General features: G+C 50.7%; 19 protein-coding genes and 1 tRNA gene. 12 read left to right on the forward strand and 8 right to left on the reverse strand.

Annotated features, from left to right (window positions below; translation table 11 throughout):
• The first annotated feature begins 8 nt into the window (after positions 1–8).
• From DEF47_RS22665 to DEF47_RS22695, 7 genes are all read left to right on the forward strand, one after another.
• Complete coding sequence (locus DEF47_RS22665; protein ID WP_012191906.1) at positions 9–797, forward strand: mechanosensitive ion channel family protein; 789 nt, start codon at positions 9–11, stop codon at positions 795–797.
• Entirely contained in the window at positions 794–1,534 is a 741-nt protein-coding gene (gene pxpA, locus DEF47_RS22670) for a 5-oxoprolinase subunit PxpA (protein WP_012191905.1), read from the forward strand. The genes DEF47_RS22665 and pxpA overlap by 4 nt, the downstream gene beginning before the upstream one ends.
• Before the next feature lie 78 nt (positions 1,535–1,612).
• Complete coding sequence (locus tag DEF47_RS22675) at positions 1,613–2,050, forward strand: hypothetical protein (protein ID WP_012191904.1); 438 nt, start codon at positions 1,613–1,615, stop codon at positions 2,048–2,050.
• Positions 2,047–2,565 carry an adenine phosphoribosyltransferase gene (locus DEF47_RS22680; protein ID WP_012191903.1) on the forward strand — a complete coding sequence of 173 codons (519 nt, stop codon included), beginning with the start codon at positions 2,047–2,049 and terminating at the stop codon, positions 2,563–2,565. Before DEF47_RS22675 ends, DEF47_RS22680 begins: the two co-directional genes overlap by 4 nt.
• 71 nt (positions 2,566–2,636) lie before the next feature.
• Complete coding sequence (locus DEF47_RS22685; RefSeq protein WP_012191902.1) at positions 2,637–3,725, forward strand: tetratricopeptide repeat protein; 1,089 nt, start codon at positions 2,637–2,639, stop codon at positions 3,723–3,725.
• Positions 3,726–3,728: 3 nt separating this feature from the next.
• On the forward strand, positions 3,729–5,513 hold the full coding sequence (locus tag DEF47_RS22690) for an ATP-binding protein (RefSeq protein ID WP_012191901.1): 1,785 nt from the start codon (positions 3,729–3,731) through the stop codon (positions 5,511–5,513).
• Between the two features lie 9 nt (positions 5,514–5,522).
• Positions 5,523–8,039, forward strand: a complete 2,517-nt coding sequence (locus DEF47_RS22695; RefSeq protein ID WP_012191900.1) for an ATP-binding protein — start codon at positions 5,523–5,525, stop codon at positions 8,037–8,039.
• Here the strand turns inward: DEF47_RS22695 and DEF47_RS22700 are convergent.
• Entirely contained in the window at positions 8,036–9,586 is a 1,551-nt protein-coding gene (locus DEF47_RS22700) for a PP2C family protein-serine/threonine phosphatase (RefSeq protein WP_012191899.1), read from the reverse strand. The two genes, DEF47_RS22695 and DEF47_RS22700, sit on opposite strands and share 4 nt — an antisense overlap.
• Positions 9,583–10,464 carry a CPBP family glutamic-type intramembrane protease gene (locus DEF47_RS22705; RefSeq protein WP_012191898.1) on the reverse strand — a complete coding sequence of 294 codons (882 nt, stop codon included), beginning with the start codon at positions 10,462–10,464 and terminating at the stop codon, positions 9,583–9,585. The genes DEF47_RS22700 and DEF47_RS22705 overlap by 4 nt, the downstream gene beginning before the upstream one ends.
• A 330-nt stretch (positions 10,465–10,794) precedes the next feature.
• Between DEF47_RS22705 and DEF47_RS22710 the strand changes: the two genes are divergently transcribed.
• A complete protein-coding gene (locus DEF47_RS22710; protein ID WP_287045356.1) occupies positions 10,795–11,748 on the forward strand; it encodes a hypothetical protein in 954 nt (317 codons plus the stop codon).
• Between the two features lie 11 nt (positions 11,749–11,759).
• Positions 11,760–15,326, forward strand: a complete 3,567-nt coding sequence (locus DEF47_RS22715; protein ID WP_012191896.1) for an ATP-binding protein — start codon at positions 11,760–11,762, stop codon at positions 15,324–15,326.
• A gap of 62 nt (positions 15,327–15,388) precedes the next feature.
• Here the strand turns inward: DEF47_RS22715 and DEF47_RS22720 are convergent, their stop codons facing one another.
• Positions 15,389–15,604: a KTSC domain-containing protein gene (locus DEF47_RS22720; RefSeq protein ID WP_012191895.1), complete on the reverse strand. Its 216-nt coding sequence runs from the start codon at positions 15,602–15,604 to the stop codon at positions 15,389–15,391.
• Between the two features lie 260 nt (positions 15,605–15,864).
• On the opposite strand from DEF47_RS22720, the gene DEF47_RS22725 reads away from it, so the two are divergent.
• A tRNA-Thr gene (locus DEF47_RS22725) sits at positions 15,865–15,939 on the forward strand.
• 50 nt (positions 15,940–15,989) lie between these two features.
• Here DEF47_RS22725 and DEF47_RS22730 read toward each other — a convergent pair.
• Positions 15,990–16,349, reverse strand: a complete 360-nt coding sequence (locus tag DEF47_RS22730) for a single-stranded DNA-binding protein (RefSeq protein WP_012191894.1) — start codon at positions 16,347–16,349, stop codon at positions 15,990–15,992.
• Positions 16,350–16,473: 124 nt separating this feature from the next.
• Positions 16,474–17,148, reverse strand: a complete 675-nt coding sequence (locus DEF47_RS22735; protein WP_012191893.1) for a hypothetical protein — start codon at positions 17,146–17,148, stop codon at positions 16,474–16,476.
• A 153-nt stretch (positions 17,149–17,301) separates the two neighbouring features.
• Here DEF47_RS22735 and DEF47_RS22740 point away from each other — a divergent pair, with 153 nt between their 5' ends.
• Positions 17,302–18,135: an alpha/beta fold hydrolase gene (locus DEF47_RS22740; protein ID WP_012191892.1), complete on the forward strand. Its 834-nt coding sequence runs from the start codon at positions 17,302–17,304 to the stop codon at positions 18,133–18,135.
• Between the two features lie 23 nt (positions 18,136–18,158).
• Positions 18,159–19,910 carry a PA domain-containing protein gene (locus DEF47_RS22745; protein WP_012191891.1) on the forward strand — a complete coding sequence of 584 codons (1,752 nt, stop codon included), beginning with the start codon at positions 18,159–18,161 and terminating at the stop codon, positions 19,908–19,910.
• Positions 19,911–19,951: 41 nt separating this feature from the next.
• On the opposite strand, the gene DEF47_RS22750 is transcribed toward DEF47_RS22745, so the two are convergent.
• The 3 genes from DEF47_RS22750 to DEF47_RS22760 all read right to left on the reverse strand — a co-directional run bounded on the left by DEF47_RS22750 (position 19,952) and on the right by DEF47_RS22760 (position 23,007).
• Positions 19,952–20,329 carry a PH domain-containing protein gene (locus DEF47_RS22750; protein WP_012191890.1) on the reverse strand — a complete coding sequence of 126 codons (378 nt, stop codon included), beginning with the start codon at positions 20,327–20,329 and terminating at the stop codon, positions 19,952–19,954.
• A 68-nt stretch (positions 20,330–20,397) separates the two neighbouring features.
• Positions 20,398–20,817, reverse strand: coding sequence for a zinc ribbon domain-containing protein (locus DEF47_RS22755; protein ID WP_012191889.1), 420 nt, complete (start codon positions 20,815–20,817; stop codon positions 20,398–20,400).
• A 114-nt stretch (positions 20,818–20,931) separates the two neighbouring features.
• Positions 20,932–23,007, reverse strand: a complete 2,076-nt coding sequence (locus tag DEF47_RS22760; RefSeq protein WP_012191888.1) for a DUF8754 domain-containing protein — start codon at positions 23,005–23,007, stop codon at positions 20,932–20,934.
• Between the last annotated feature and the right edge of the window lie 67 nt (positions 23,008–23,074).

The following is a 23,074-nucleotide window of genomic DNA, read 5'->3' on the forward strand; positions in this document are numbered from 1 at the left end:
GTTATGGTATGGATTGGAATCTGTGGTCGGAACAAGCGCAGGATTTTGCGATTCGGGTGCTGCCACGAATTTTAGCGGCAATTGTGGTTTTGCTCACCTTACGCTATGGCATTCGATTAGCCAATGGCGCAACCAATCGGGTATTAAAGCGGGTGGAATTACCCAGCGAAGCTGAAAACTTGATTCTGCGCTTGGTGCGAATTTTGGTGATAGTGGCTGGTTTGGTGATTGTGTTGCTAGTGATGGGCTGGGGCCAACTGGCGCTTTCGTTTGTGGCAGGCTTGGGGGTAAGCGGCTTGATCATCGGTTTTGCCTTACAAGACATCACAAAAAACTTGGCCGCTGGGATTTTGTTGCTGTTTCAGCGCCCGTTTCGGGTGGGTGACCGCATTTTAGTTGGCAACGACGAGGGCACAGTCACCGATATTGCAGTACGTGCCACTACTATGCGCACTGCCGATGGTCGCGAAGTGATGGTGCCGAATGCCACGATTTACACTGGCACAATTACCAATCTGACCCGCTATGTGCAGCGTCGCCATAGCGTTGAACTGACCCTCAAACGCGATGTGGATTCCGCCCCAGTTGTCCAGGGCTTAGCTGAAATAGCTCGGACAACCGAGCATGTGCTCGAAAAACCTGCTGCCGAGGTGCTGATTACCGCCGTTAAAGCTGATGGTTTGATTGTCGAAACCCGTTTTTGGTTGCCATCCAAAGGTATAGATAGCAACGTAGTACGCTCGAATTTAGCTGGCCGCTTGCGAGCCAAAGCCCTAGCCGAGGATTGGCTGGCATGATCATCGATCTCAATGCCGATTTGGGCGAAGGCAGCGATTTTGATGCTGAATTAATGTCGCTGCTTTCGTCGTGCAATATTGCTTGTGGCGGCCATGCTGGCGATCAAGCAAGCATGCGAACGGCCTTGCAATTGGCTCAGCAACACAACCTTTGTGTCGGCGCACACCCCAGCTACCCTGATCGGGCGCATTTTGGGCGGGTGGTGCTTGAACTTGAGCCAAGCCAATTGCAAGCTAGCTTAACCGCGCAGATTACACAGTTACAACGTTTGGCGACTGAGCAAGGGACTAAGGTACACTATGTTAAACCCCATGGCGCTTTATATAATCAGGCTGCGATTGATTCTGATTTAGCGCAACTGCTGATTACAACAATCCAAACCATCGATCCAAGCCTTGCGCTGATGGGGTTGGCGGGTAGCTCGTTGCTCGAACAAGCGGCAACGGCGGGCTTGCAAACAATCGCCGAAGGCTTTATCGACCGAGCTTACGAAATTGATGGTTGCTTGCGGTCGCGCAGCTTGGCTGGAGCTGTGCATCATGAACCGAATGTGGCACTCCAACAGGCTTTAGCGCTTGCCAAAGGCATGCCATTTCCAAGTTATACTAAGCTACCAATTAGGTTAACCGTGCAAAGTTTGTGTTTGCATAGCGATACCCCGCAAGCACTGGCTTTTGCCCAAGCCGTTCGTACTGCGCTAGTAGCTGAAGCTATTACGATTCAAGCGGCCTGCTGACGCGCCATGGTCGCTAACTTGCGATGGCGAGTTGGCTATGCTAGACTCGATATAGCACAATCCAGACAGGAGTAGCCTATGACAATCACTGATCGCATGTTGATTGGGGCAATTGCCAGCAATCCCGGCGATTATGAGAAGGCAGGTCAGGCACGCTATTGTTTTACCACCCAAACAATTTACTTTTCGAGCGCCAAAAGCCCTGCGCCGGAAGATGCCAATAACAACTATTTCGACTTGCCCGCACTCAACGCTGATGGCTCCAAAAAATTAGTGACGGCGTTTCAACGCTATATCAAACGCTGGCCCGAAGATCGTCAGGCGATTATCGAAAAATTTGCTTTGCGCCGTGGCTGGGAGCTAGCCATGGAGTTGCATTATGGGGGCGGTGCATTAACTGATCAAGAATCAGCCGAATGGCGCAAGATTGTTGATGGTCGGCTAACCCAATTAGTGGCTGCTGCTCGCCGTTATATTGAAGCTGGGCCAGGTGCGGCCAAGGAAATTATTGAATGAGCCTCGATTTAACCCAGTTTGTTCGCAATATCCCCGATTTTCCAATTCCTGGGGTTCAGTTTAAAGATATTACGCCGTTGTTGGGCAATGCTCAAGCTTTCGATGCAGCGATTGAGCACTTTGCTCAGCGCTATGCCAACCAACAATTACAAGCGATTGTCGGGATTGAATCACGTGGTTTTATTTTTGGTGCGCCTTTGGCATTACGGTTGGGGATTGGCTTTGTGCCAATTCGTAAACCTGGCAAATTGCCAGCCCAAACCATTGGCGTAGATTATAGCTTGGAATATGGCACTAATCGCTTGGAAATTCATAACGATGCCTTGCAAGCTGGCGATCGGGTTGTGGTTGTCGATGATCTCTTGGCAACTGGGGGAACCGTGGTCGCGGCCTGCGATTTGCTCAACCAACTCGGGGCTGAGGTGGTTGAGGCAGCTTTTTTAATTGAATTGACCTTTTTAGGTGGGCGCGAAAAACTTGGCAATCGGCCATTTTACGCCCAAATTCAATACTAAACCGACAATGAGGCCAGCAAGCCCCTACCGCATGCTGGTCTCAGGTTGTCCAATGGCGGGAGGTTGGTGCGATGGGTTACGCTGCCGATCTTTGTAATCAAGCAACTCAGCTTTTTCGGCAAGGTCAGTTTCGCAGCGCTGCGAGTTTGTTGGAGCAGGGAATTGTCGCCGCACGCCAAGAATCCGACGGCGATAACGAATTGCTGTGCTACCAAAAGCTCACCGCAGCCCTGATGAACTTGGATCAGAGCCAGCAGGCGCTTGAGGTGGCAACCACGATGTTGGCGCGGGCACGCCAATTGCGCGAACCACACTATGAATTAGTTGCCACAATTCGGCTGTGCAGTGCGCTGATCGACCTTGATTTGAAAGGACGTTGGGGCGAAATTAAAACCTTGTTGCTCGATTGTTTGCAACAAGCTCAAGCCCGCAATACCACTGCTTGGCAACTCGATTGTCTACGCTTGTTGGCCAGCAATGCCATGACCATGCAAGAGTATGATGATGCGTTGCAATACGCTCAACAAGGCTTAGGCCTGATTCGCCACGATACCTACTCCGCTGATTTCTACCGCTACGTCTTTTATCGGGTGCTGCAACGCTTGCATTCACATCGCGAGGAGCCTGCCGAAGCCTTGCGCTATGGGTTGCTGTCTTTTGAATATGCGCAGCGCGAAGGCAACCCAGCGTGGATGATCACCGCTCGTCGTTATTTGGCCCATCTTCATTATCAACAAGGCAATCTTCAGGCAGCATTTGATTTGTTTTGCGAAAATGTTGCTAGTGCCTTGGCCTACGATTCTGCCAGCGATCACCAAGACGCGACGATGTGGCGAGCCGAAATCGCCTTACAATTAAAGCTGGGCGAACGAGCGCTCGATTTTTCACGCGAAGCCCTCGAATTAGCTCGCAAGCGGCTCCATTCCCGCGATGAGGCTTGGGCTTTGTTGGCGAATGTGCGAGCTTTGCACGCATTAAATCGCGCTGATGAAGCTTGGTATTTTGCCAATGAGGCCTACCAGTTTGCCCAAACCCAACAGCTTGAGCACCGCCAAAAAGAGGCCCGCGAGTGGATTGAAACCCTAACCAAGCAACAGCAGCCACCAAAATCGGCAACCAAACAAGGTTCATGGTTTGATCGTCTAATCGGAAAGCGCTGAGTGATGAGTACTGGAACATTTCAAGTTGATTTTGAACATCTGATTCGTTTGTTGGCCGAAAATTTGTATAGCGACCCACACGTTGCGATTCGTGAGTTAATTCAAAATGCCAGCGATTCGTGTGTGCGGCGTTTGGCTCAGCAAGGCGTTTTTCAGCCAGCAATTCATGTGCGAATCGACCCAACCAAACGGTTGTTGGTGGTGGAAGATAATGGCACTGGCATGGCTCGCGAAGATGTCGTGCGTTATTTGGCGACAATTGGTGCTAGCCAAACTCGTCAAGTCAAATTTTCAACTGCCGATCAAAACGCCGCGCAGATGTTGATTGGTCAATTTGGGATTGGCTTTCTCTCCACCTTTGTGATTGGCCATCAAGTAATCGTCGATACCTTGGCCGAAGGCAGCGAGCAAGCGGTTTTGTGGCGTTCGCAGGGTAGCGCCGATTATAGCCTTGAATTGGGTACACGCCAGCAGATTGGCACAACCGTTACAATTGAGTTAGAGCCAGCTTTCTATAATTTGCTCGATGAAACGACGCTCCGCGCCACGATTATTCGCTATGCCGATTTCATTCAATTTCCGGTTTACCTCGGCGACGACGCTCGTCCGATCAATCGCATGCATGCTCCTTGGCATTTAGATGCTTCGGAGCATGAATATATCGACTATGTGAAGCATCGCTATGGGGTCGTGCCTTTGGCGGTCGAGCCAATCGCGATCAAACAGCAGCAAGCCGAATGCGTCGGGATTTTGGCGATTATGCCCTTGCAGGCCAATTTAGCCATTCGCCCGCGCAGCCTTGATGTGTTTCAGCGGCGGATGTATGTTTGCCAAGATTTGCAATTGCTGCCCGATTGGGCGACGTTTATCTGTGGGATTATCGATGCACCATTGCTAGAGCTAGTTGCCAGCCGCGAAGGCTTTATGATCGAGCGCCCCAATTATCGCGCTTTGCGTGAAGCCTTGGTCGAGGCGGTGCGCTCGTTCTTAATTCGCTTGGCTCAGCGCGAACCTGCTACCTTTGTGCAAGTAGTCAAACAATATAATAGCGGCATCAAACAGGCGGCAGTCAATGATAGTCAATTTTTTGCTGCGGTCGCCGATTTGCTCAGCTTCGAGAGCGATATTGGCCCGATTACACTAACGCGCTATCTTGAGCGAATTCCGGTGCGCGGGGCGGATGAGCGCACAATTTTTTATGTGCTGAATGATTTGCCGGCAAGTGCTCAGCAACGGGCAATTGTGGGGGCGCGTGGTGTGCCAGTCCTACATATTAATTCAATCGAAGAAAAATTCTTGAAAAAATATTGTAGCCTGCGCCATGGCGTGAGCTTTCAACCACTTACCGCTGGGATTGCCGAGTTGATCGAAGCCGAAAACGACCAGCAATGGCGAAAATTAGAACAACACTGCGAACAATTGGGCATGCAAGTCTATGCAGTACGCTTTGAACCAAGCCATTTGACCGCTTTAGCCATGCGATCCAGCGATTATAAACGTGAACAAGTTGTGGATAGCCTGTTGAAAGGTAGTGGAAGTTTGCTCAGTTTTGTGCAATCGGTCGGGCGAAATCGTAGCGATGATTATGTATTATGCGTCAATACGCTCAATCCATTAATTCAACAATTACGCGATGGCCAACCCAACGACCCAACTTGGGCGACGGTTGTCCGAGCCTTGTGGGGCTATGCCTTGCTTTCCAGCGGGGTCGAACTCACGCCCGAACTGGGTGAGGCGGTGCAAAAAGCCCAAACTTCGCTGCTCGAACTGGCACTGGCTCAACGCTAAGGAGTTGTTATGCAACGACCACATGGAATCCGCCAAGGTCAAATGACGATTAATGTGCCTGGAGTGATTCGGACGCTTGGCGAAAGTTTATATGCCGACCCGCATGTGGCGATTCGCGAATTGCTGCAAAATGCCCACGATACCTGCCTTGTGCGCCAAGCAGATGATCCAAATGCGCCATTGCCTGAAATTCATGTGCGCTATGATCCTTTTGGCCGTAGCTTGACGATCGAAGATAACGGCGCAGGTATGACCGAGGCTGAAGTTGAGCAATTTCTCTCGGTGATTGGGGCTAGCAACACCGATGCTGTGCGTTCGCGGCTTGAGGCGATCGGCGAGCGTAGTTTGGCCGAACGCTTGATCGGGCGCTTTGGCTTGGGCATGCTGGCAGCCTTTATCATCGGCGAACGGATTGAGTTTGTTACCCGTTCGTTTCGCAGCGAAGGCGAAGCGGCAGTTTGGTGGGAATGTAGCGGCGAGCAATCCTATCGGATGGGCCAAACCACCCGCCCGACTGCTGGTACAACCGTCACCGTGGCGATCAAGCCAAGCCAAGTCCATTTGCTACGTGAAGATGAGCTGAGTCGTTTGATTCGGCTGTTTGCTGATTTGCTGAGTGTGCCGATTTACCTTGACCCTTCGCCACGCCCAGTCAATGTGATGCAAGCGCCATGGCATAGCGAAGCCAGTGAAAGCGAGTATATTCGCTATTTGAACGAGCTATATCCTAGTGAATCAGTATTGGCGGTGATTCCGCTGAATATTGAGGAAGATGATGGCGCGTTTAAACTCGGTGGCGTGCTGTTTATTCCCAAGCAGTTGTATTTGAATGTCCGTGAACATGGCGATTTAATTATCTATGTGCGGCGGATGTTTGTCTGTCGTGGTGAGCGCAGCCTACTGCCAGAGTGGGCTAAATTCGTCAAAGGTGTGGTTGAAAGCCCAAATCTGCGCGAAACAACCTCACGCGAGGCTTTGCGTCGCGATGAATATTTCGAGCGAGTGCAACGTACTTTGGGCCAAGTAATTTTAAATTATCTTGAACAACTGGCGCTCAATGATCAGCGTTTATTCCGCGAGGTTGTTACCCAACACAACCGCGTAATCAAATCGTGGGCGTTAATTTCCGATGAATTATTTATTCGGATCAAAGATATTGTGTTGTTTGATACGGATGCAGGGCGCATGAATTTGCCACGCTATTTTGAGCAATCGCAGCTTTCGCGTAGTGGCATCAACAACGACGACCCACATCAACACTTGTTATTCTATTTCACTACGCCAGGCGGGATTGGCCAACATGCGGTGTTGTTTGCGGCCAAGGGCTTGCGGGTGATTGACGGCCAATATTTTCCCGATGAGCCATTTTTGCGCCGTTACGCTGAATTAACGCCCAATATTGGCCTACGCCGTTTGGATGTTGGTGGCGATTTCATTTTCGAAGCCATGCCCAACAAAGATCAACGTTGGTTGGAGCTTGAGGAGCGCTACGCCGAAATGGGTGTTGAAGCCCAAGTTGCCCAATATTTGCCCGAATCGATTCCAGCGGTCTTGATCTTTTCTGAGAATTCCGAAACGAACGAGCAAGTTGACACCCTGCTGGCTGACCCAAATTTGAGCCCATCGATTAAGCAACTGCTGCGGGCGATGCTCGATGAGCGCAAAGCTGAGCGCAAACATACCGCCAGCAAAGGCATGCTCTATTTAAATGCTCGTAACGCGGTGATTAACCAAGTGGCGCAATTAAACCATTATGCCGACCCGCAAATGCGCGATGTGCTGATTTTTCTCTACAACAATGCGCTGATGTTGAGTGCCCAAGGTGCGCAGCGGATCGTCAAGCCTGAGCATGCCAAGCAAATTTTCGATGCCAACAACCGCGTTGCTAGCGCCCTGATGAATGCAATCACGGGCACAACCAATGCTGTTGATGTGCCGCAAGCCACCGTTGCACCCTACGCTGTGTTGATCAACACCTTGGGTAATAACCAAGTTAACCAAGAATTGCGCTATGTGCTGGAAAGTGCCCCCTTCTTTTTGCGAATCGTTGGCATCGATGCAGCAATCTCGTTGACTGAACATAGTTTGCAGAGCTTGCAGCAGGCCGCCTGTATTGTGATTGATGCCAGCGAGCCAGCCCAAACTAGTTTGTTGGCGTTGGGGGCAGTTTGGGCGATCGCGCCGCATGTGCCGATTATCGCTTTGCGTTCAGCTGAAACCGAGCCATTGGCGATTCCCATAATTGATGTAGTTTATGATTTGGGGGTGCGAGGCGAGGCATTGCAGCGGGCGTTGCAGGAATTAAATCTTGCTCAAGCCGCCAGTCGCCTAACTGCTGCCGATTTTCTGCGCTATGAATTTGTGAGCGAACGCTTAGCTCAAGCCTTGGCCGAGCAATTTAACAGCATCGATCAATTGCTGCGTGCCGATCCAGCTGAGGTCAGCAATTTGCTGGGAGTTCGTTTAGCACCTTTGGGCTTGATTGAGGAATTACAACGAGCTTTAGAAGAAGATCGCGGACATTAGATCCGACGGAGTACCACGACGGTCATATCATCTTGGTATTGGCCGTCGCTCCAGCGATTGGCGGCGTTCATAATTTCGCTCACCAACTGCGAGGCCGGACGCTGGCTCAGCATACTAATCAAGTTGCGCAGTCGATTCAAGCCAAATAATTCGCGATCATGGTTGGCGGCTTCAACCACACCATCGCTGATAAAAATCAAACTTTCACCAGCCTGAAGCTCTAGCACCGATTCGCTATATTCAGCCTGAGCAACCGCACCTAAGGGAAAGCCGGTCAAATCGAGATAATCGCATTCGCCATTTTTGCGCACATGCAACGGCGCAATCAAGCCAGCGTTGCCTAACTGCATATGGCCAGTTTTAGCATCAAGCAAGGCATAGGCCAAACCTGTATTGATTTTTTGCTGGGCCATCCGCCGATAAAACAACGGATTAAGCCGATTGGCCAGGCTTAGTTGGGTGGTTGATTGGCCCTCTTGCAAATGTAAATCGATGACGCTCATGGCGATGGCCATGAAAAATGCGCCAACCACGCCCTTGCCCGACACATCGCCAACCGCGATATACCAACGGCCATCGGGCAAACTCAGCACATTGAAAAAATCGCCGCCAACCTCACGGGCGGGCTGAGTAAAACCAGCAATTTCATAGCCGCTGATCGCTGGTAATTGCTGGGGCAAAAAGCGTTGCTGCACCTCAGCCGCCAAATCAAACTCGCGCTGCAAGCGGGCGCGTTCAGAGCGCTCCTCGACTTGGCGAAAATTCTCTAGCACAACTTCGACTTTGCTGCCCATAGCCTCGACTGTGGCTTGCTCTTGTTTGCTAAACCCGCCAGGCCGATTATAAAACGCCAACAGGCCAATCGGCTTACCTTCTAAGCGTAATGGCACAGCTAGGGCAGCGTCAATCCGTTGACCAAAACCGACACGCTGAAAATCGCTGTTATTTTCGAGGCTGGTGGCTGACCATGGCTCATTGCGTTTTAAAATATAGGCGGCGAGGCTGGTTTGGTAGGCGGCAGTAGCTTGGGCTTCAATTCCCCAGCTAGCGGCAATTCGCGCTTGGCCTTGCTCAAGCAAAATAATTTCGCCGCCCTGAGCATCGATCAGCAGGCCACCCTCTTGCAAAATCTCGGCGAGCAGTTGATCGCGGGGTAGCGAACGGCCAAATAAATCGCCCATGCGGCTCAAAAATTGATAAAGCTCGCGCTGGCGACTAAGCCGACCCCAACCGCTGCCCGCAAAATAGGCCAAGACCGGCATCAAAACGAGGGTCACAATAATTTCAACTGTAGGAGCACCAAACATCCCATATTTGGCCAAGGCCGTGGCAACCAAGGGCGCAAACAGCAGATCAGCCAAAATCGCCACGGCCATGCTGCCCATCAAGCCAAAGCCCATCGCAGCTTGGGCGATTGGAATCAAATAGAGGTAGCGTAACGCAGGCGCAGCCGCCCAACGCCCCTCACCAAGGTACATCACAATCGTAATGACCGAGAGCAACAGGCTGATGCTAATCACATCGCGATGGCGGCGAGCACGATTCATGCGCGTAAAATTGCACTAAAACTAAACACAATATTGCAAAGGTAACCTGGCACGACGCTTTGATAACGCCGAAACAGCAGCGAAGCTGCAATCGAAATCATCGACAAATAAATTACTACCCCAGCCAATTGAATCGGATTTTGCCATTGGCTGCGGATGAGGTAAATGCTCAAATTGGCGATGGTGGTGATGGCGGTTGCTTGCCAGAAGTTGAGTTTATACACATTTTGCAGCGAACGCAAGAGCACGCCGCGAAAAAATAATTCTTCGCCTAACGATTGAAATACCTCGTAGCCCAACGACCAAAACATATATTGCCACGACTTAATACTGAGTCCGACAATCCCGCTAAATCGAATCGTCGAGAAAAAGTGCAGCGAAATGAAAATGCCTGCAAGCAAGCCAATTAACACTTGATCGGGCCATTTACGTAGGTGCAAGCCATGATTTTGTAATTGCTGATCGCGCTGAGCATGCCAAAATAGCAGGATTGGGGGAATAAAAAAGAGGCCTGCCCAATATAAACGGGGCGAATTGGCCAAGCCTAGCGCCAAAAAATGCTGATTTAGCCCATGCTTGGCTGCCAGATTAACCGTAATTGCCACTGCCGCCCACAATCCAAAGGTTAATATTGCGCGGCGTTTGGCATGCGGCTGGCGAAACCATGCCAACCAACAGAAAACCCCAGTAAACACAACCCACGAACCAACCTCAGTTACCACTCCTTGGGTTGCTTGGCTGGTAAACGTCGTGCCCCACAAAATCATGGCCAAAGCACAAAGCATCGTTAATCCAATTGCCAAGCCATAACGCCATGGTGGGCGTTGCAACAACGGGCGTTCTGGCGATTCTAGTTGATGAAAAGCAAGCAGCGACATCGTGCCTCCGTTGGTCGTGAGCGCTATTGTAGCATAGGAATTTGGGGATCGGGGGTTGGTTATTGGGGATCGAATTTAACGCAGCGGCGCAGAGAAGCTTTGGCTCTAGGCTGATGGCTATAGGCTAGCGAAACATGGTGTGGATTTGCAATGATTCCCATAGTCAAACGCCAATAGCCAATAGCCTTACTTAGTGTCCTTCGTGCCTTTCGTGGATCAAGAACGAAACCCTAAATTATATGTTCTACGCTCTTTGTTCTATGTTCTAAATATCGAAAATTTGTGCTAAAATATTATGTTATAATAGGGCTTTTGTGGTATAATAGAGCCATGAATAGACGTTTACAACCACAAGCCCAAGAGCCACAACGGCGGAATCTTCCGGAACGTCTAAGCCAAGGATTTCGCGTCGTTCGTCGAGCACCTTGGGTTATTTTAATGCCAATTTTGCTGGATCTATGGCTCACGCTGTTGCCAGCTTTAGCGCCCAATCGCTGGCTTGCAAGCATGGGCAGTGTGATCAACCGTTTTAGCCAAGCCCAAGGCCAACAGCTTTGGTCGCAGGCCAATGAGTTGTTGCAAACCATCGATTTGCGTTCGAGCGCCGTTGGTACGTATCTCGTGCCCAGTTTGTTCAGCGGCGATGGCACACCCTCGATCTATGCTGGCGCACCATGGTTGTTCAACGGTTGGCTAACATTATTGTTGGTGCTTGGGCTGAACATTGCTGGTTTAGGGCTAAGTGCGTTGGTCTTGTTCTGGCTCGGCCAGCAACTCGCTACAACAAAACCAGCATTATCGGCGTTGCCCAAACAACTTTGGGCTTTGACTAAGATGTGTTTGATTATTGTTGGGCTTGGTTTACTATTTGGCATTCCAGCGTTTGTGGCTGCTAGCTTTTTGCTTTCGGCCAGCGCATTTGGGGCACAATTGGTATTGGCAGCGTTTGGCGTGCTGCTGATCGCGCTGTGGCTTTATGCCAGCCTTGCACCAGCAGCAATCATTATTGGCCAACAATCAGCCTTAGTGGCCCTCTACCAAAGCTATAATCTCGTTCGTCAACAGCCCCGCGAAGCCTTTCCGCTGATCCTCGCGAGTGGCGTTTTGATCCATGGCACGGCCTTTTTACTGCGGCCATTAGCCAACGATCTGATCAGCATTATTGCCGCTAGCGCCCTATTTGGGTTGCTCAGCTGTAGTTTACAAGCAGCAAAATTAGCCTTTTATAGCGAACGTGTTGGCTCACTTGCCCACCGTTTTCCTGTTGCCCTAACACAAAAGTGAGGTTCGATTCGATGGCGACAAATTCCAATCAGAGTACATACGATGCCGCCCAGATTCAAATGTTGCGCGGCTTGGAAGCAGTACGCGAAAACATGGGGATGTATCTCGGTGGCCAAGACACGTCAGCATTACATCACTTGGTCTATGAAGTTGTCGATAACTCGGTTGACGAGGCCTTGGCTGGCTTCTGCGATACGATCATCGTCGAGATGCGGACTGATGGGTCAATCGCTGTCGTCGATAATGGGCGCGGGATTCCCACCGATATTCACCCAGTCGAGGGGCGTTCGGCCTTGGAAATTGTGCTGACCGAGCTGCACGCTGGTGGTAAGTTCAAAGGCTCACAGGGCTACAAGGTTTCTGGTGGTTTGCACGGGGTCGGGGTTTCGGCAGTTAACGCAGTTTCCGAATTTTTGCGGGCTGAAGTTAAACGCGATGGCAAGCTGTGGGCGCAAGATTTTCGCCTTGGCATGCCTCAGGCTCCAGTCAAAGCGGTTGGCGATGCTGAAGGCACGGGCACAACGATTATCTTCAAGCCCGATGCCCAATTATTTACCACGGTTGATTTCAACTATCGCACCTTGGCTAACCGTTTACGCGATATGGCCTACCTCAACAAGAGCCTGCGCTTCAAGCTCGTCGATTATAACAACGACCGCGAAGTAACCTATTATTTTGATGGTGGGATTGTCTCGTTTGTGCGCCATCTGACGCGCGAAAAAGGCCCAGTGCTGGCTCAGCCGTTCTACGTCGAAAAACCTTATGAAAACGTCAATGTTGAAATTGCAATGCAATACACTGGCGATTTCAACGAAAATCTTTTAGCCTTCACCAATAACATTGCCAACCCCGATGGTGGTACGCACGTCACTGGCTTCCGCGCGGCCTTGACCCGCACGATCAATGCCTATGGTCGTAACAAAGGCTTGCTCAAAGAAGGCGATGCACTTTCGGGCGAAGATGTGCGCGAGGGCTTGACCGCGATCATCAGCATCAAGCTGTTCCGCCCACAATTCGAAAGCCAAACCAAATCGAAGCTGGCAACGCCTGAAGCTAAAACCGCCGTCGAAACCGTGCTCAACGAAGCACTTTCAGCCTTCTTGGATGAAAATCCTAACGAGGCCCGCCGGATTATCGAAAAATCGCTGTTGGCTTCACGCGCCCGCGATGCCGCCCGTAAAGCCCGCGATTTGGTGCAACGCAAAGGTGCACTCGAAGGCTTTGCGCTGCCAGGCAAGCTCGCCGACTGCTCAGATAAAGAGCCTGCCCACTGCGAAATCTTCATCGTCGAAGGCGATAGTGCCGGGGGAAGCGCAAAACAAGGCCGTGATCGTCGTTTCCAAGCGATTTTGCCGCTGCGCGGTAAAATTCTGAACGTAGAAAAATCACGTTTGGATAAAATGCTGGCAAATAACGAAGTTCGAGCATTAATCACCGCACTTGGCACAGGTATTGGCGAAACATTTGATATTTCGCGTTTGCGCTACCACCGCATTTTGATTATGAGCGTTGCTGGCGATGAGCCAACCTTGATTCGCAATGCGCAAGGTCATACCGAGTTTGTGCGCATCGGCGAGTTTATCGATCAATGTATTGCAGGCCAACGTAGTGCTAGTGAATACGAAGTGATCAGCTTCGATCAAAAGCGGCATGTTGCGCGTTTCCGCCCACTCAAAGCCGTGATGCGCCACGCCAACCATGAGCCAATGTACAAACTGACCACACGCTATGGCCGCTCGGTCAAAGTAACTGCCTCGCATAGCGTCTTTGTGCTCGAAAATGGTCAGCCTGTGCTGAAAAAGGGCGATCAAATTCGACTTGGCGATCAGTTGGTTGCCAGCCGTCGGATTCCACGCCCAGCCAGCCAACCTCGCGAAATCGACCTTATGAAGTTGTTTGCTGAAGCAGGCTTGATTGATAACCTGTATTTGCGCGGCGAAAGCGTGCGCACGATCGCAGCCCAACGGGTGCTCAACCACGTTTCTCAGCCTGAACAATGGAACGAAGCACGGATCAACTTGCATACTGCTGCATGGGAACGCTTGGTCGAATATCGCCAAGCCAATGGCCTCAGCCAAAAAGCAGTTGCCCAACGCCTTGGTGTGAAGCAAGCGATTACGATTAGCCAATGGGAACGCGGCATGCTGCGGCCTATTCAATCACAATTTGACAACTATCTGGCAACGATTGGCTGGGAAGAACCAATCAGTTACGAACTTGTGCCATCGAAGATCGAGCGCTTGTTGTTACAAGATGATAGCAGCGCCAACGCTCGCTGGCGCGAAGTGAGCAACTACAAAGCCTTTGATAGTTTCAGCAACGATGAGCTAGATTTGCTTGATCGTGACGTTGAGCTTGTACCGCAAGCCCACGACGATCGAGCTTTCCCACGCATGTTGAGCATCACCCCAGAATTGCTGTGGTTCTTGGGCTGGTTTACTGCTGAAGGCTCCTTGAGCAAGCATCAAGTCAGTTTGTCGTTAGGTCAAAAAGATGCAGCCTTCTTCGACGAGCTAAAAACCACGATCGAGCAACTCTTTGGCGAAACGCCACGCTTCTATCAATCGCCTGATAATGGCGGGATCAAATGCTATTTCCATAGCGTGTTGGCGGCGCGACTGATTCGAGCCTTAGGCTTGGGCGCGGTTGCTCATCAAAAACGTGTGCCAAACATGCTGTTCAGCCTGAGCAACGATTTGCAACGCAGCTATCTCGAAGGCTATTTCCTTGGCGATGGCACACTCAGCGATAGCACAATCAGCATGACCACCAACTCGACTGAACTCAAAGATGGCTTACTCTATTTGCTTGGTCAGCTTGGTGTTTTTGCTGGCGTGAGCAAGATCAAGCCCAACTTACCAGCCGATGCACCAATTCAAACCGTGCACGACTACTACAATATTGCAATTAGCGGCAAGCAACAGCTAGAGCAATTGAGTGGGGTTTGGCAGCGCCATCATTTGGCTGCCAAAGTCGAGGCACATTTGGCCAAACCAGCGACCAAAGCTCAAGCATTCACGCCATTAAGCGACGATATGGTTGGCTTAGAAGTGTTGGCAGTTGAAGAATTGGCTCCAACTGGCGAGTTCGTCTACGACTTCTCGGTCGAAGAAGACGAAAACTTCCTGTGTGGCACTGGCGGTTTATACGCTCACAATACCGACGCAGACGTTGACGGCAGCCACATCCGCACCTTGTTGCTGACCTTCTTCTTCCGCCATATGCGCGATTTGATCACCAATGGGCACTTGTATGTAGCTCAGCCGCCATTGTTCCGCGTACAACATGGCAAGGCCTACAAATATGTCTACGATGAAGCCACCCGCGATGAGTACATTCGCTCATTGCCAGCTGGCACCAAAGTCACCGTTCAGCGCTTCAAAGGGCTAGGCGAAATGAATCCCGACCAACTGTGGGACACCACGCTCAACCCGGGCAATCGCATGATTTTACAAGTGACAGTTGAAGATGCAATGGAAGCCGATGAAACCTTCTCGATGTTGATGGGTGAAATCGTGTTACCGCGCAAGCGCTTTATCCAAACTCACGCCGCCGACGTGAAGAACTTGGATGTGTAGGTAGAGCTAGCAAGTTAATACCGAGCAAAGCAGGGCTGGCGATTGCTAGTCCTGCTGCGTTTTTAGCGCGAAACCTTACGATAAATAAAAGCACCTCTGATACAGCCGTTGAAATAGCTGCCATGCGAAGCTGCTTGCATCAACTCGTTGTAGACATTCTCGGGCACATCAACATACTGATAGATCGATCGATTTTTAAATTCAATCTCTAAGGTCTGGGTGGTGGGGTCATAACCAACCGAGGCTAAATTTGATGAAGTAACTGGGGTTCGTTTCATGCGAGACCTCCGCTAACCACTAGATGATGCTTGATTGTATAAGGTTTCTGCTGGCTCGGCTAGCGATCTCTGAGGCTTAGCCATTGGATGCGAGAGTATGGATAGAATAGGGATTGTTTCGATAGTCTAGCGCCCAACGTTTATAGCCATATATTGGCTGCGCCTCTACAATAAATGCCCGATTCCCGACCCCCAACCGCCGATCTCCAAATATCCATCTTGACCAAACCTCGATTCATGCGTATAATGACTCGCGTTAAGCCGCATTAGCTCAGTGGTAGAGCAACCGCCTTGTAAGTGGTAGGTCATCGGTTCAAGTCCGATATGCGGCTCCAAACATCAAAGCCCTCAGCAGTTTTGCTGAGGGCTTTGGCTTGCTTAGGGGCTATTCGTCGTTGCCATAGGCATCGAGGAACAACACTTCATCGGCACGGACAACGGTTTTGGAGCGACGCTGACCGCTTTCTTTGTCTTCCCACGAGCGGGTGTGCAAGCTACCAACGACCCGCACCCGGCTGCCTTTGTGCAAACGATCTTGGCAAATATCGCCTAAACCATTCCAAGCTTCGATGGTTGTCCATTCGGTGTCGTAGGTTTGCTCGCCTTGTTCGTCTTTACTGCCAAAGCGCTTGGTTGCCACGCTGAAATCACAGACCCCAACTCCCGATGGTAAAAAGCGTTGGGTTGGTTCGCCACCCAGCCAGCCGATTAGTTCAACTCGATTTACGGTTCCTTTAACGTTCATTGGTGTTCCTCCGGTTTAATGTACTTACTCAGTTGCCCATATCTAGATGCTACGTTGGCGAATTTTTCGGCTAGCCATTGGTCATTGTTTCACTATCCATTTAAGCTAGCCAGCCATAGGACTTTTAGCGGCGCACGCTGCGTTGTTGCAGTTCTTGTAACAGTGCTCCTGCCTCGTTGACCGAGAGATCATCAAGCTGTTGTGCGCCGAAGCGTTGGCGAATTTCAGCGCTCAGATCAACGCCTTGTTGGCCTGCGACCCGTTGCAATGCTGCCAATTGGCGCGTGCTGGCTGGTGGCTCGCTAGCAGTCGAATCGAGCATGTTGCTCGTGGTGCTGCTACTGGCACTAGCGCTGGCCGAAGCACTCGCTTGGCTGGCTGCGGGCTTTTGATCTAATTGCTGCTTCAAGCCATCGATAATTTCTGAAGCTTGGCCCTTGGTCAGGGTTTCGTAGGTTGCGTTGTGTTCTTGCAAGGTTGCTTGCATCTGACCATCGTTAATCGCCAAGGTATTGATCAAATACTCAAGGTAGGAGCGTTGTTTGTCGCTCGCAGGCGAATCGGGGTCGGCGATGCGTGGCGTAGTTGTCGCAGGGTGAGCATCACGCAAGGCGCTAATTTGCGCCTCAACTGCTGCTTGCTGCGCCCGAAAAATCCGCCAGCCAGTTTCAACCGCTTGACTGATTGCTGCATCATCAGCCGTTGGAGGGAGTGCAATTGTTTCTTCAATCGTTATATAATCATCTCCAGAGCGAATTGCAGCGCGGTAGGTGCGGGTAACTAAAGCTTCCTGTTCCATCGTTTGTACTCCAGTTCATCGTTTAATACTCATCCCAGCGTTTTCTATCACGACCCGCTTGGTTTTGAGCTGAGTATAGTTGACGGTTGTGTCAAATAACGTCACAAATCGATCTTGCTGGCCGCGAAACATCATTAAACTATGGAGGATGCTATGTCGAGCTTTCTTGCCGATGATCAAAACCCGATTTTTTATAGCGACACTGGCGGCCAAAAACCCGCAATCATTTTTATTCATGGTTGGACGAGCGCTGGCTCACATTGGGTTGGCATTACCACAGCCTTGCGCCGTTGGTATCGTTGTATCGCAATCGACTTGCGCGGCCACGGACGCACCCCAGGCCAAGGAGAATTGACAATCAGTCGTTTAGCCAAAGATTTGCATCAGTTGATCGAACACCTCAAACTTGAGCAACCAACGATCGTTGGCTGGTCGATGGGTGGCCTAACAACCTTTGAATATGCGCGTCAATTTGGGGTTTCTCAGCTCAAAAGCATTGTTCTGGTCGATCAAACTCCATGTATGCAAACCAGCACAGAATGGACCATGGGTTTGTTCGGAGCCTACACGCCCGACCATATCACCAGCATGCGCCAACTGTTTGAGAGCCAACAACGCCGCGTATTGCGCCGCTTTGCCATGGGTGTTGTGCACCCTAATCGTACATTGTTGCGCTTTGCAACCTGGCTGACCTCGCCCTATCGCCGCAACTATGATCGCAAAGCGCTCTTGCCATTAGCCGAAGATATGGCCGACCGCGATTATCGTGATTTGTTGGCAAGTATGGATGTACCAATTTTGTTGTGCTATGGTTCGCAAAGCTGGCTTTACCCAGGCAAAGTTGGCGAATATTTACATGAGCACTTGCCACAATCAACCTTGATTCACTTTGAACGCAGCGGCCATTGCCCACCATTCGAGGAGCCAGTTAAATTCGTTCGGACACTCTATCAATTTATGCACCAACAACTGCCAACTAGCGCTTAGCAGTTGTAATGAGAGGAGACAAAATGCTTTTTCAACGTTGGTCACGTTATTTTAGCGTGGCAATTTGCCTAATCCTAATCGCTGCCTGTGCCAATCAAAATGCGACAGCGATTCCTGCGACGGCAACAATCAACAACAATGCTGGCGAGCAAGCTCGCTCTGATAAAGATGGCGTGAATCAAAGACCAACCAAAACGCCGCGACTCGCTGCCACGGCGACTCCAACCATCACAGGGCCGCATTTCGAGCAAGTTGGCAGCTTGCGACTTAAGCCACCAACCAGCGGTCGCCATGCTGATCTCACGTTGTATAACGACTTGGTGTTGCTTGGTACGCAGCCTGGCTCATGCCCCGCCGAAAATCAAATTACATTAATTGATGTGAGCGATCCGGCTAATCCAGAGTTGGCGGGCTATTCACCAAGCGTCAAAAATGCCTCACTTGAAGATATGGATGTGGTGAGGATTGGCGAGCAAGATATTGCAGTTTTGGGGATTCAGCCCTGCCGTGCAGCAACCAAACCTGGCATTCAAATTGTGGATATCACAGATCCAACTGAGCCGCTCGAATTGGCTCGGTTTGAAACCAACCTTGGCGTACATGAACTCGATGTAACAATTACGGCTAGTGGACAAGCCTTGGCTTTGCTTGCTGCGCCCACCAATAACGCTTTTGGTACAACGCCCAAGCCCGAAGATCGTGGCGAATTGTGGATTGTTGATATTAGCGACCCTAGCCAACCAACCATGCTCAGCCGTTGGGGCATCGATCAAAAGCCCGATTGGCAAGCACTTGATTATGCAGATCGGACTCGTGGCAATTTCCCAGGGATCTTTTTGCATAGCGTGCGGGCCAGCAGCAACAGCCAACGCGCCTATCTCTCGTACTGGGATGGCGGCGTGATTATCTTGGATATTCAAGACCCCAATCAACCAATCTACCTTGGCCAAACGCCCTATCCCGCGCTAGCCGAGGGCGATGCACACTCTGTCGTCGATTGGAATGATGGGCAAATGTTGGCCTTGAACAACGAAGATTTTAGCAACGATCAGGCAAAAATTAGTCACCCAGCCTTGGCCGAGCCAGATTACGCCCACGAATTACCATTTGGCGGCAAACTTGATGCCCCGCTGAGTGCCAAGGTTTTAGCGCTTGGGCAGGCTTGCGATGCTGAAGCTGAATATCCTGATTTCAAAGGTTTTTTTGTGTTGGCCGAGATGGCGGGCTGTTCGATTGAGCAAAAGCTGCAAATTGCCCAAAACGGCGAGGCCGCAGCATTATTGATTTATGCTAATACACCATTTGAGGAGCTGCAATTTGGCGATGATGTTGATTTGATCGATGATTTTGATCTGCCGATGTTTACCATTAGCAGCACAACCGCCGCTGCCTTGCTCAGCCAACCTGAGGCTGAAGCAACGATCGAAAGCTATTTTGATGGTGGCGGCGCAATTCAATTCTTCGATCTGAGCAATCCCAGCCAGCCAGTTGAAGTTGGGCGCTACAATACGCCAAATTCGATTAATGAGACGTTGCGATCCAACCCAACTGTGCATAATTCTGAGGTGCAAGGCCAATATTTGTATGCCTCGTGGTATCAAGATGGCCTGCGCATGCTCGATATCAGCGATCCCAGCCAGCCCAAATCAGTGGCAAGCTGGCCGCTGAACAATTCGCCAAAAGTGGCCTTGTGGGGCGTACAAGTGCGCGATCAATTTGTCTATGTCAGCGATTTCAGTTATGGCTTGTATATTTTGGAGTTTAAGGCCGAGTAACTAAAATATGCTCGCATGGAAAAACCATGCGAGCATATTGATTAACGAGCAACGAACGCAGCCAAAACCGCTTGCAATTGATAAATATTGATCCGACTGTTGAATTGTTTTTGAATTGGCACAGGATTGCCTGAAATCCAAATTTTCAACTCAGCATCGAGATCAAAATGGCCAGCGGTTTCAATGCTAAAGTGGGTAATGCTGCGATAAGGAATCGAATGATATTCGACTTTGCTGCCAGTAATTCCCTGTTTATCCACCAAAATCAAGCGTTTATCGGTAAAAATAAAGAAATCGCGAATCAGCTGGTAGGCACGTTGCACTTGCTCGCCCCATGCCAATAGTTGGGCAAAATCACGCTGGGCTGCTTGCGGATCAACTTCCGAAGCATTGCCCATTAATCCATCAAATAACCCCATAGTTGTTCCTCCTGTTATGGTTCGCTATGGGGTTATACGCCGCTAGCAGGCGATTGTTGCGCCATCAATTAACTACCAATGTGCGGCAAGGCCAACTCGGCATAGCCACAATAACCACAGCCATGCAACTCCAAAATTTGAAAATCTTGGCGAAACGAGCCAAAACGGCCTTGCAAAATATCCAGCGAAGTTGAGCTTTCACGAAATTGCTTGAAGCCCAAAAATGTCATCTGCGCTTGGCAACGCAAGCAAATTCGTTGGTGCACAGTAGCTGGCGGCGGGGCGGGCTGGGGAATTCCCAATGAGCCATCGCGCAACCAGCCACAGCTCGGACACTCTTCCCAATCATCGGCCACATCATCACCACAATATGGGCATTTGAGTGGCTCAAGTGGCAAGGCCAACGAGCCATCACGCAACCAGCCACAGGTCGCACATTCTTCCCAATCGTCGGGGACATCGCCACCACAATAGCTACAGGCTAGCATAAATACTCTCTCGCTAGGAATTAATTTTAAGCAAGAACAATACGCTGAGGGGAATAAGGCGTTGCAGAGGCAAAAGCAACGGCGCAAGCAGCAAACTCACGCCGTTGGATTGATTTAGTTGGAGCCACCGACTTCCAGCGGCATTTCGCTAGTAAGGGTTTCGCTTTCGGTGGTCACTGGCAAGCCCAGCTCGTGCCGACGATGATCGGCCAATCGGCGCTTTTCGGCGACCATTTCGGGGGTTACATATTGGTCGAAGGTGCGCAGGCCAGCCAATTTGAGGCCATGCTTTTTGAACAAGCGATACATCTCCTTGACCCGATCCATTTCGATATTACGGCCAAGCGTGTAATCTTCAAACTTGCCATCAAGCGCCAACAAAGCCGTCTCCGAGAGACATGCATAGGCTGTACCTGGCGGCAAACCAATATCAAAGCCAAAATCAACCTCGCCTGGCAAGGTGATTTCGCCCGATTCAATCACCAACACATCAGGGCGTTTGGCGGCTTCATCTTCTTTGATATCGGGTGGCCGTGCCACATCACACACCACCGCACCTGGCTTCAAGCGCTCAATATCGACAATTTTGGTGTTGAGGGCGGTGGTGGTGGTAACAATTAAGTCGGCACTGCCAACATAATCATCAGCTTTGGTGGCAATTGTTACTTTGGCGTTGGGCGTTTCAGCCTCGATTTGCTTTTTCAAGGCGATCAAACGCTCAGGTCGTGGCGCAATCAAAACCACATCGCCAATCGCTTGGGCTAGCAGGCGCGAACAAACTGCGCCAATCGAACCAGTTGCCCCAATCACCACTGCCGTGCCTTGATCAACTCGACCACCCATAAGAATGACCGCTTGTTTGGCGGCTTCAAGGGTGGCGGCCACAGTCAACGAGTTGCCTGAGGTGATGCCAATATCGGATTTTTGGGCAACCGTGATGCCAGCATCACCAACCACCGAAGTGAATGCCCCCAAGCCCATCAGCTTCGCGCCCATGCGCTCGGCCATACGGGCAGCCTTGATCAAACGGCGATAGGTAAAGGCAGTTGGGCGGCGCATCAATTCGCGGGGCGTAGCGCCCAAGGTCAGCAAAATGCCTTCGATTTCTTTGCCTGTACCAGTTGATTTAATACCCTTCATACGCGAGAGATACAGCGGTGGCAAGTGGGCCATGGCGCGTTCAACCCAACGTTGGGGCACAAATTTGAAGACTTTGAAGCGGGGATCTTTATAAATAAATTTGGTTGAGAGCGGGTGAATCACAAAGGCAAATTTTTCTAATTCTTCGTCGTTGGTCAAACGCTGGATGTGCGGCTCCCAATTAGCATCGGCGGTAATTTGCAATACCGTGGCTTCATCAAGCGTGCGCTTGCCTGTAACGGCCAAAATCATAGCTTCGAGCACATCTGCCGAAACAAACGGATGTTCTTCGCTAATTTTGGGCGTGAGCGTAATTAAGGTATGTGCTCCACGCTGGCGCAAATCTTCAATTTCAGCAGGCGATGGATCGTCGGTCAAAATCGTGCGACCTCGCAGATCTTGCGGGGCGTAGCGCCGAATAAAGGCAAAATCACCAGCTAACACATCGGCCCAAGCACAATCTTTTTCGAGACGGCTATCGTGGGTCGCGCCCTTGCCAATCGGGTGAATCCGCCGATAGGGCTTTTTGGCCAAATCGGGCATGGCAAATTTGGCGTAGCGCTCCAGTTGGCTCAGCGAACTCAACGTGAAGGGCAAACCATAATGCACCTTGGGGTCGGCAAAACGCAAATCAACGTTATAACCGCTGAGCGATTCAGCTAAAGAATAGCGCTCAATCCCCGAAAAGACCAAAACCCGACGATAGTTGAAGCGGCCTGGTTCACGCGAAACCGCCTGCGCCACCGTCCAACGTTCGAGGGTTGCCTTGAGCAACACTCCATCGGCGGTTGGCGTAACTCGTGCTTGATTGACGATGGTGTACGCTTGGTTATGTTGATAGCTGGCCTTGCCAACCCGAAAGTTGGCAATTACACCACCAAGCGCAATCGCATCAACCTTGCCATCGTGCTCACGAATCAACTGCTTGACCCGTTCGACATCGCCATCGGCTCCAATGCGGCGCACCCGTAGCTCTTCGCCCAACAGCGTTGTTGTAAAGCTAAAGTCACGCCGCGAACGTCCGAGCGTGATACAGACTACTTCTTTCATACCTGAATCCTCATTGCAAGCCCAGCGAACCGGAGGTTGATTAATCGCGCTTGAATTTATGTAGTAA

The organism is Herpetosiphon sp., assembly GCF_003512625.1.
GTDB classification, from domain to species: domain Bacteria; phylum Chloroflexota; class Chloroflexia; order Chloroflexales; family Herpetosiphonaceae; genus Herpetosiphon; species Herpetosiphon aurantiacus.

What these genes read in the sequence shown, in the direction of transcription:
- DEF47_RS22755 (WP_012191889.1), bottom strand. Translation starts at nt 20,817, where the DNA reads ATGCTAGCCTGTAGCTATTGTGGTGGCGATGTCCCCGACGATTGGGAA.
- DEF47_RS22680 (WP_012191903.1), top strand. Translation starts at nt 2,047, where the DNA reads ATGAGCCTCGATTTAACCCAGTTTGTTCGCAATATCCCCGATTTTCCA.
- DEF47_RS22715 (WP_012191896.1), top strand. Translation starts at nt 11,760, where the DNA reads ATGGCGACAAATTCCAATCAGAGTACATACGATGCCGCCCAGATTCAA.
- DEF47_RS22710 (WP_287045356.1), top strand. Translation starts at nt 10,795, where the DNA reads ATGAATAGACGTTTACAACCACAAGCCCAAGAGCCACAACGGCGGAAT.
- DEF47_RS22735 (WP_012191893.1), bottom strand. Translation starts at nt 17,148, where the DNA reads ATGGAACAGGAAGCTTTAGTTACCCGCACCTACCGCGCTGCAATTCGC.
- DEF47_RS22695 (WP_012191900.1), top strand. Translation starts at nt 5,523, where the DNA reads ATGCAACGACCACATGGAATCCGCCAAGGTCAAATGACGATTAATGTG.
- DEF47_RS22705 (WP_012191898.1), bottom strand. Translation starts at nt 10,464, where the DNA reads ATGTCGCTGCTTGCTTTTCATCAACTAGAATCGCCAGAACGCCCGTTG.
- DEF47_RS22730 (WP_012191894.1), bottom strand. Translation starts at nt 16,349, where the DNA reads ATGAACGTTAAAGGAACCGTAAATCGAGTTGAACTAATCGGCTGGCTG.
- DEF47_RS22745 (WP_012191891.1), top strand. Translation starts at nt 18,159, where the DNA reads ATGCTTTTTCAACGTTGGTCACGTTATTTTAGCGTGGCAATTTGCCTA.
- DEF47_RS22665 (WP_012191906.1), top strand. Translation starts at nt 9, where the DNA reads ATGGATTGGAATCTGTGGTCGGAACAAGCGCAGGATTTTGCGATTCGG.
- DEF47_RS22750 (WP_012191890.1), bottom strand. Translation starts at nt 20,329, where the DNA reads ATGGGGTTATTTGATGGATTAATGGGCAATGCTTCGGAAGTTGATCCG.
- DEF47_RS22740 (WP_012191892.1), top strand. Translation starts at nt 17,302, where the DNA reads ATGTCGAGCTTTCTTGCCGATGATCAAAACCCGATTTTTTATAGCGAC.
- DEF47_RS22690 (WP_012191901.1), top strand. Translation starts at nt 3,729, where the DNA reads ATGAGTACTGGAACATTTCAAGTTGATTTTGAACATCTGATTCGTTTG.
- DEF47_RS22720 (WP_012191895.1), bottom strand. Translation starts at nt 15,604, where the DNA reads ATGAAACGAACCCCAGTTACTTCATCAAATTTAGCCTCGGTTGGTTAT.
- DEF47_RS22675 (WP_012191904.1), top strand. Translation starts at nt 1,613, where the DNA reads ATGACAATCACTGATCGCATGTTGATTGGGGCAATTGCCAGCAATCCC.
- DEF47_RS22760 (WP_012191888.1), bottom strand. Translation starts at nt 23,007, where the DNA reads ATGAAAGAAGTAGTCTGTATCACGCTCGGACGTTCGCGGCGTGACTTT.
- pxpA (WP_012191905.1), top strand. Translation starts at nt 794, where the DNA reads ATGATCATCGATCTCAATGCCGATTTGGGCGAAGGCAGCGATTTTGAT.
- DEF47_RS22700 (WP_012191899.1), bottom strand. Translation starts at nt 9,586, where the DNA reads ATGAATCGTGCTCGCCGCCATCGCGATGTGATTAGCATCAGCCTGTTG.
- DEF47_RS22685 (WP_012191902.1), top strand. Translation starts at nt 2,637, where the DNA reads ATGGGTTACGCTGCCGATCTTTGTAATCAAGCAACTCAGCTTTTTCGG.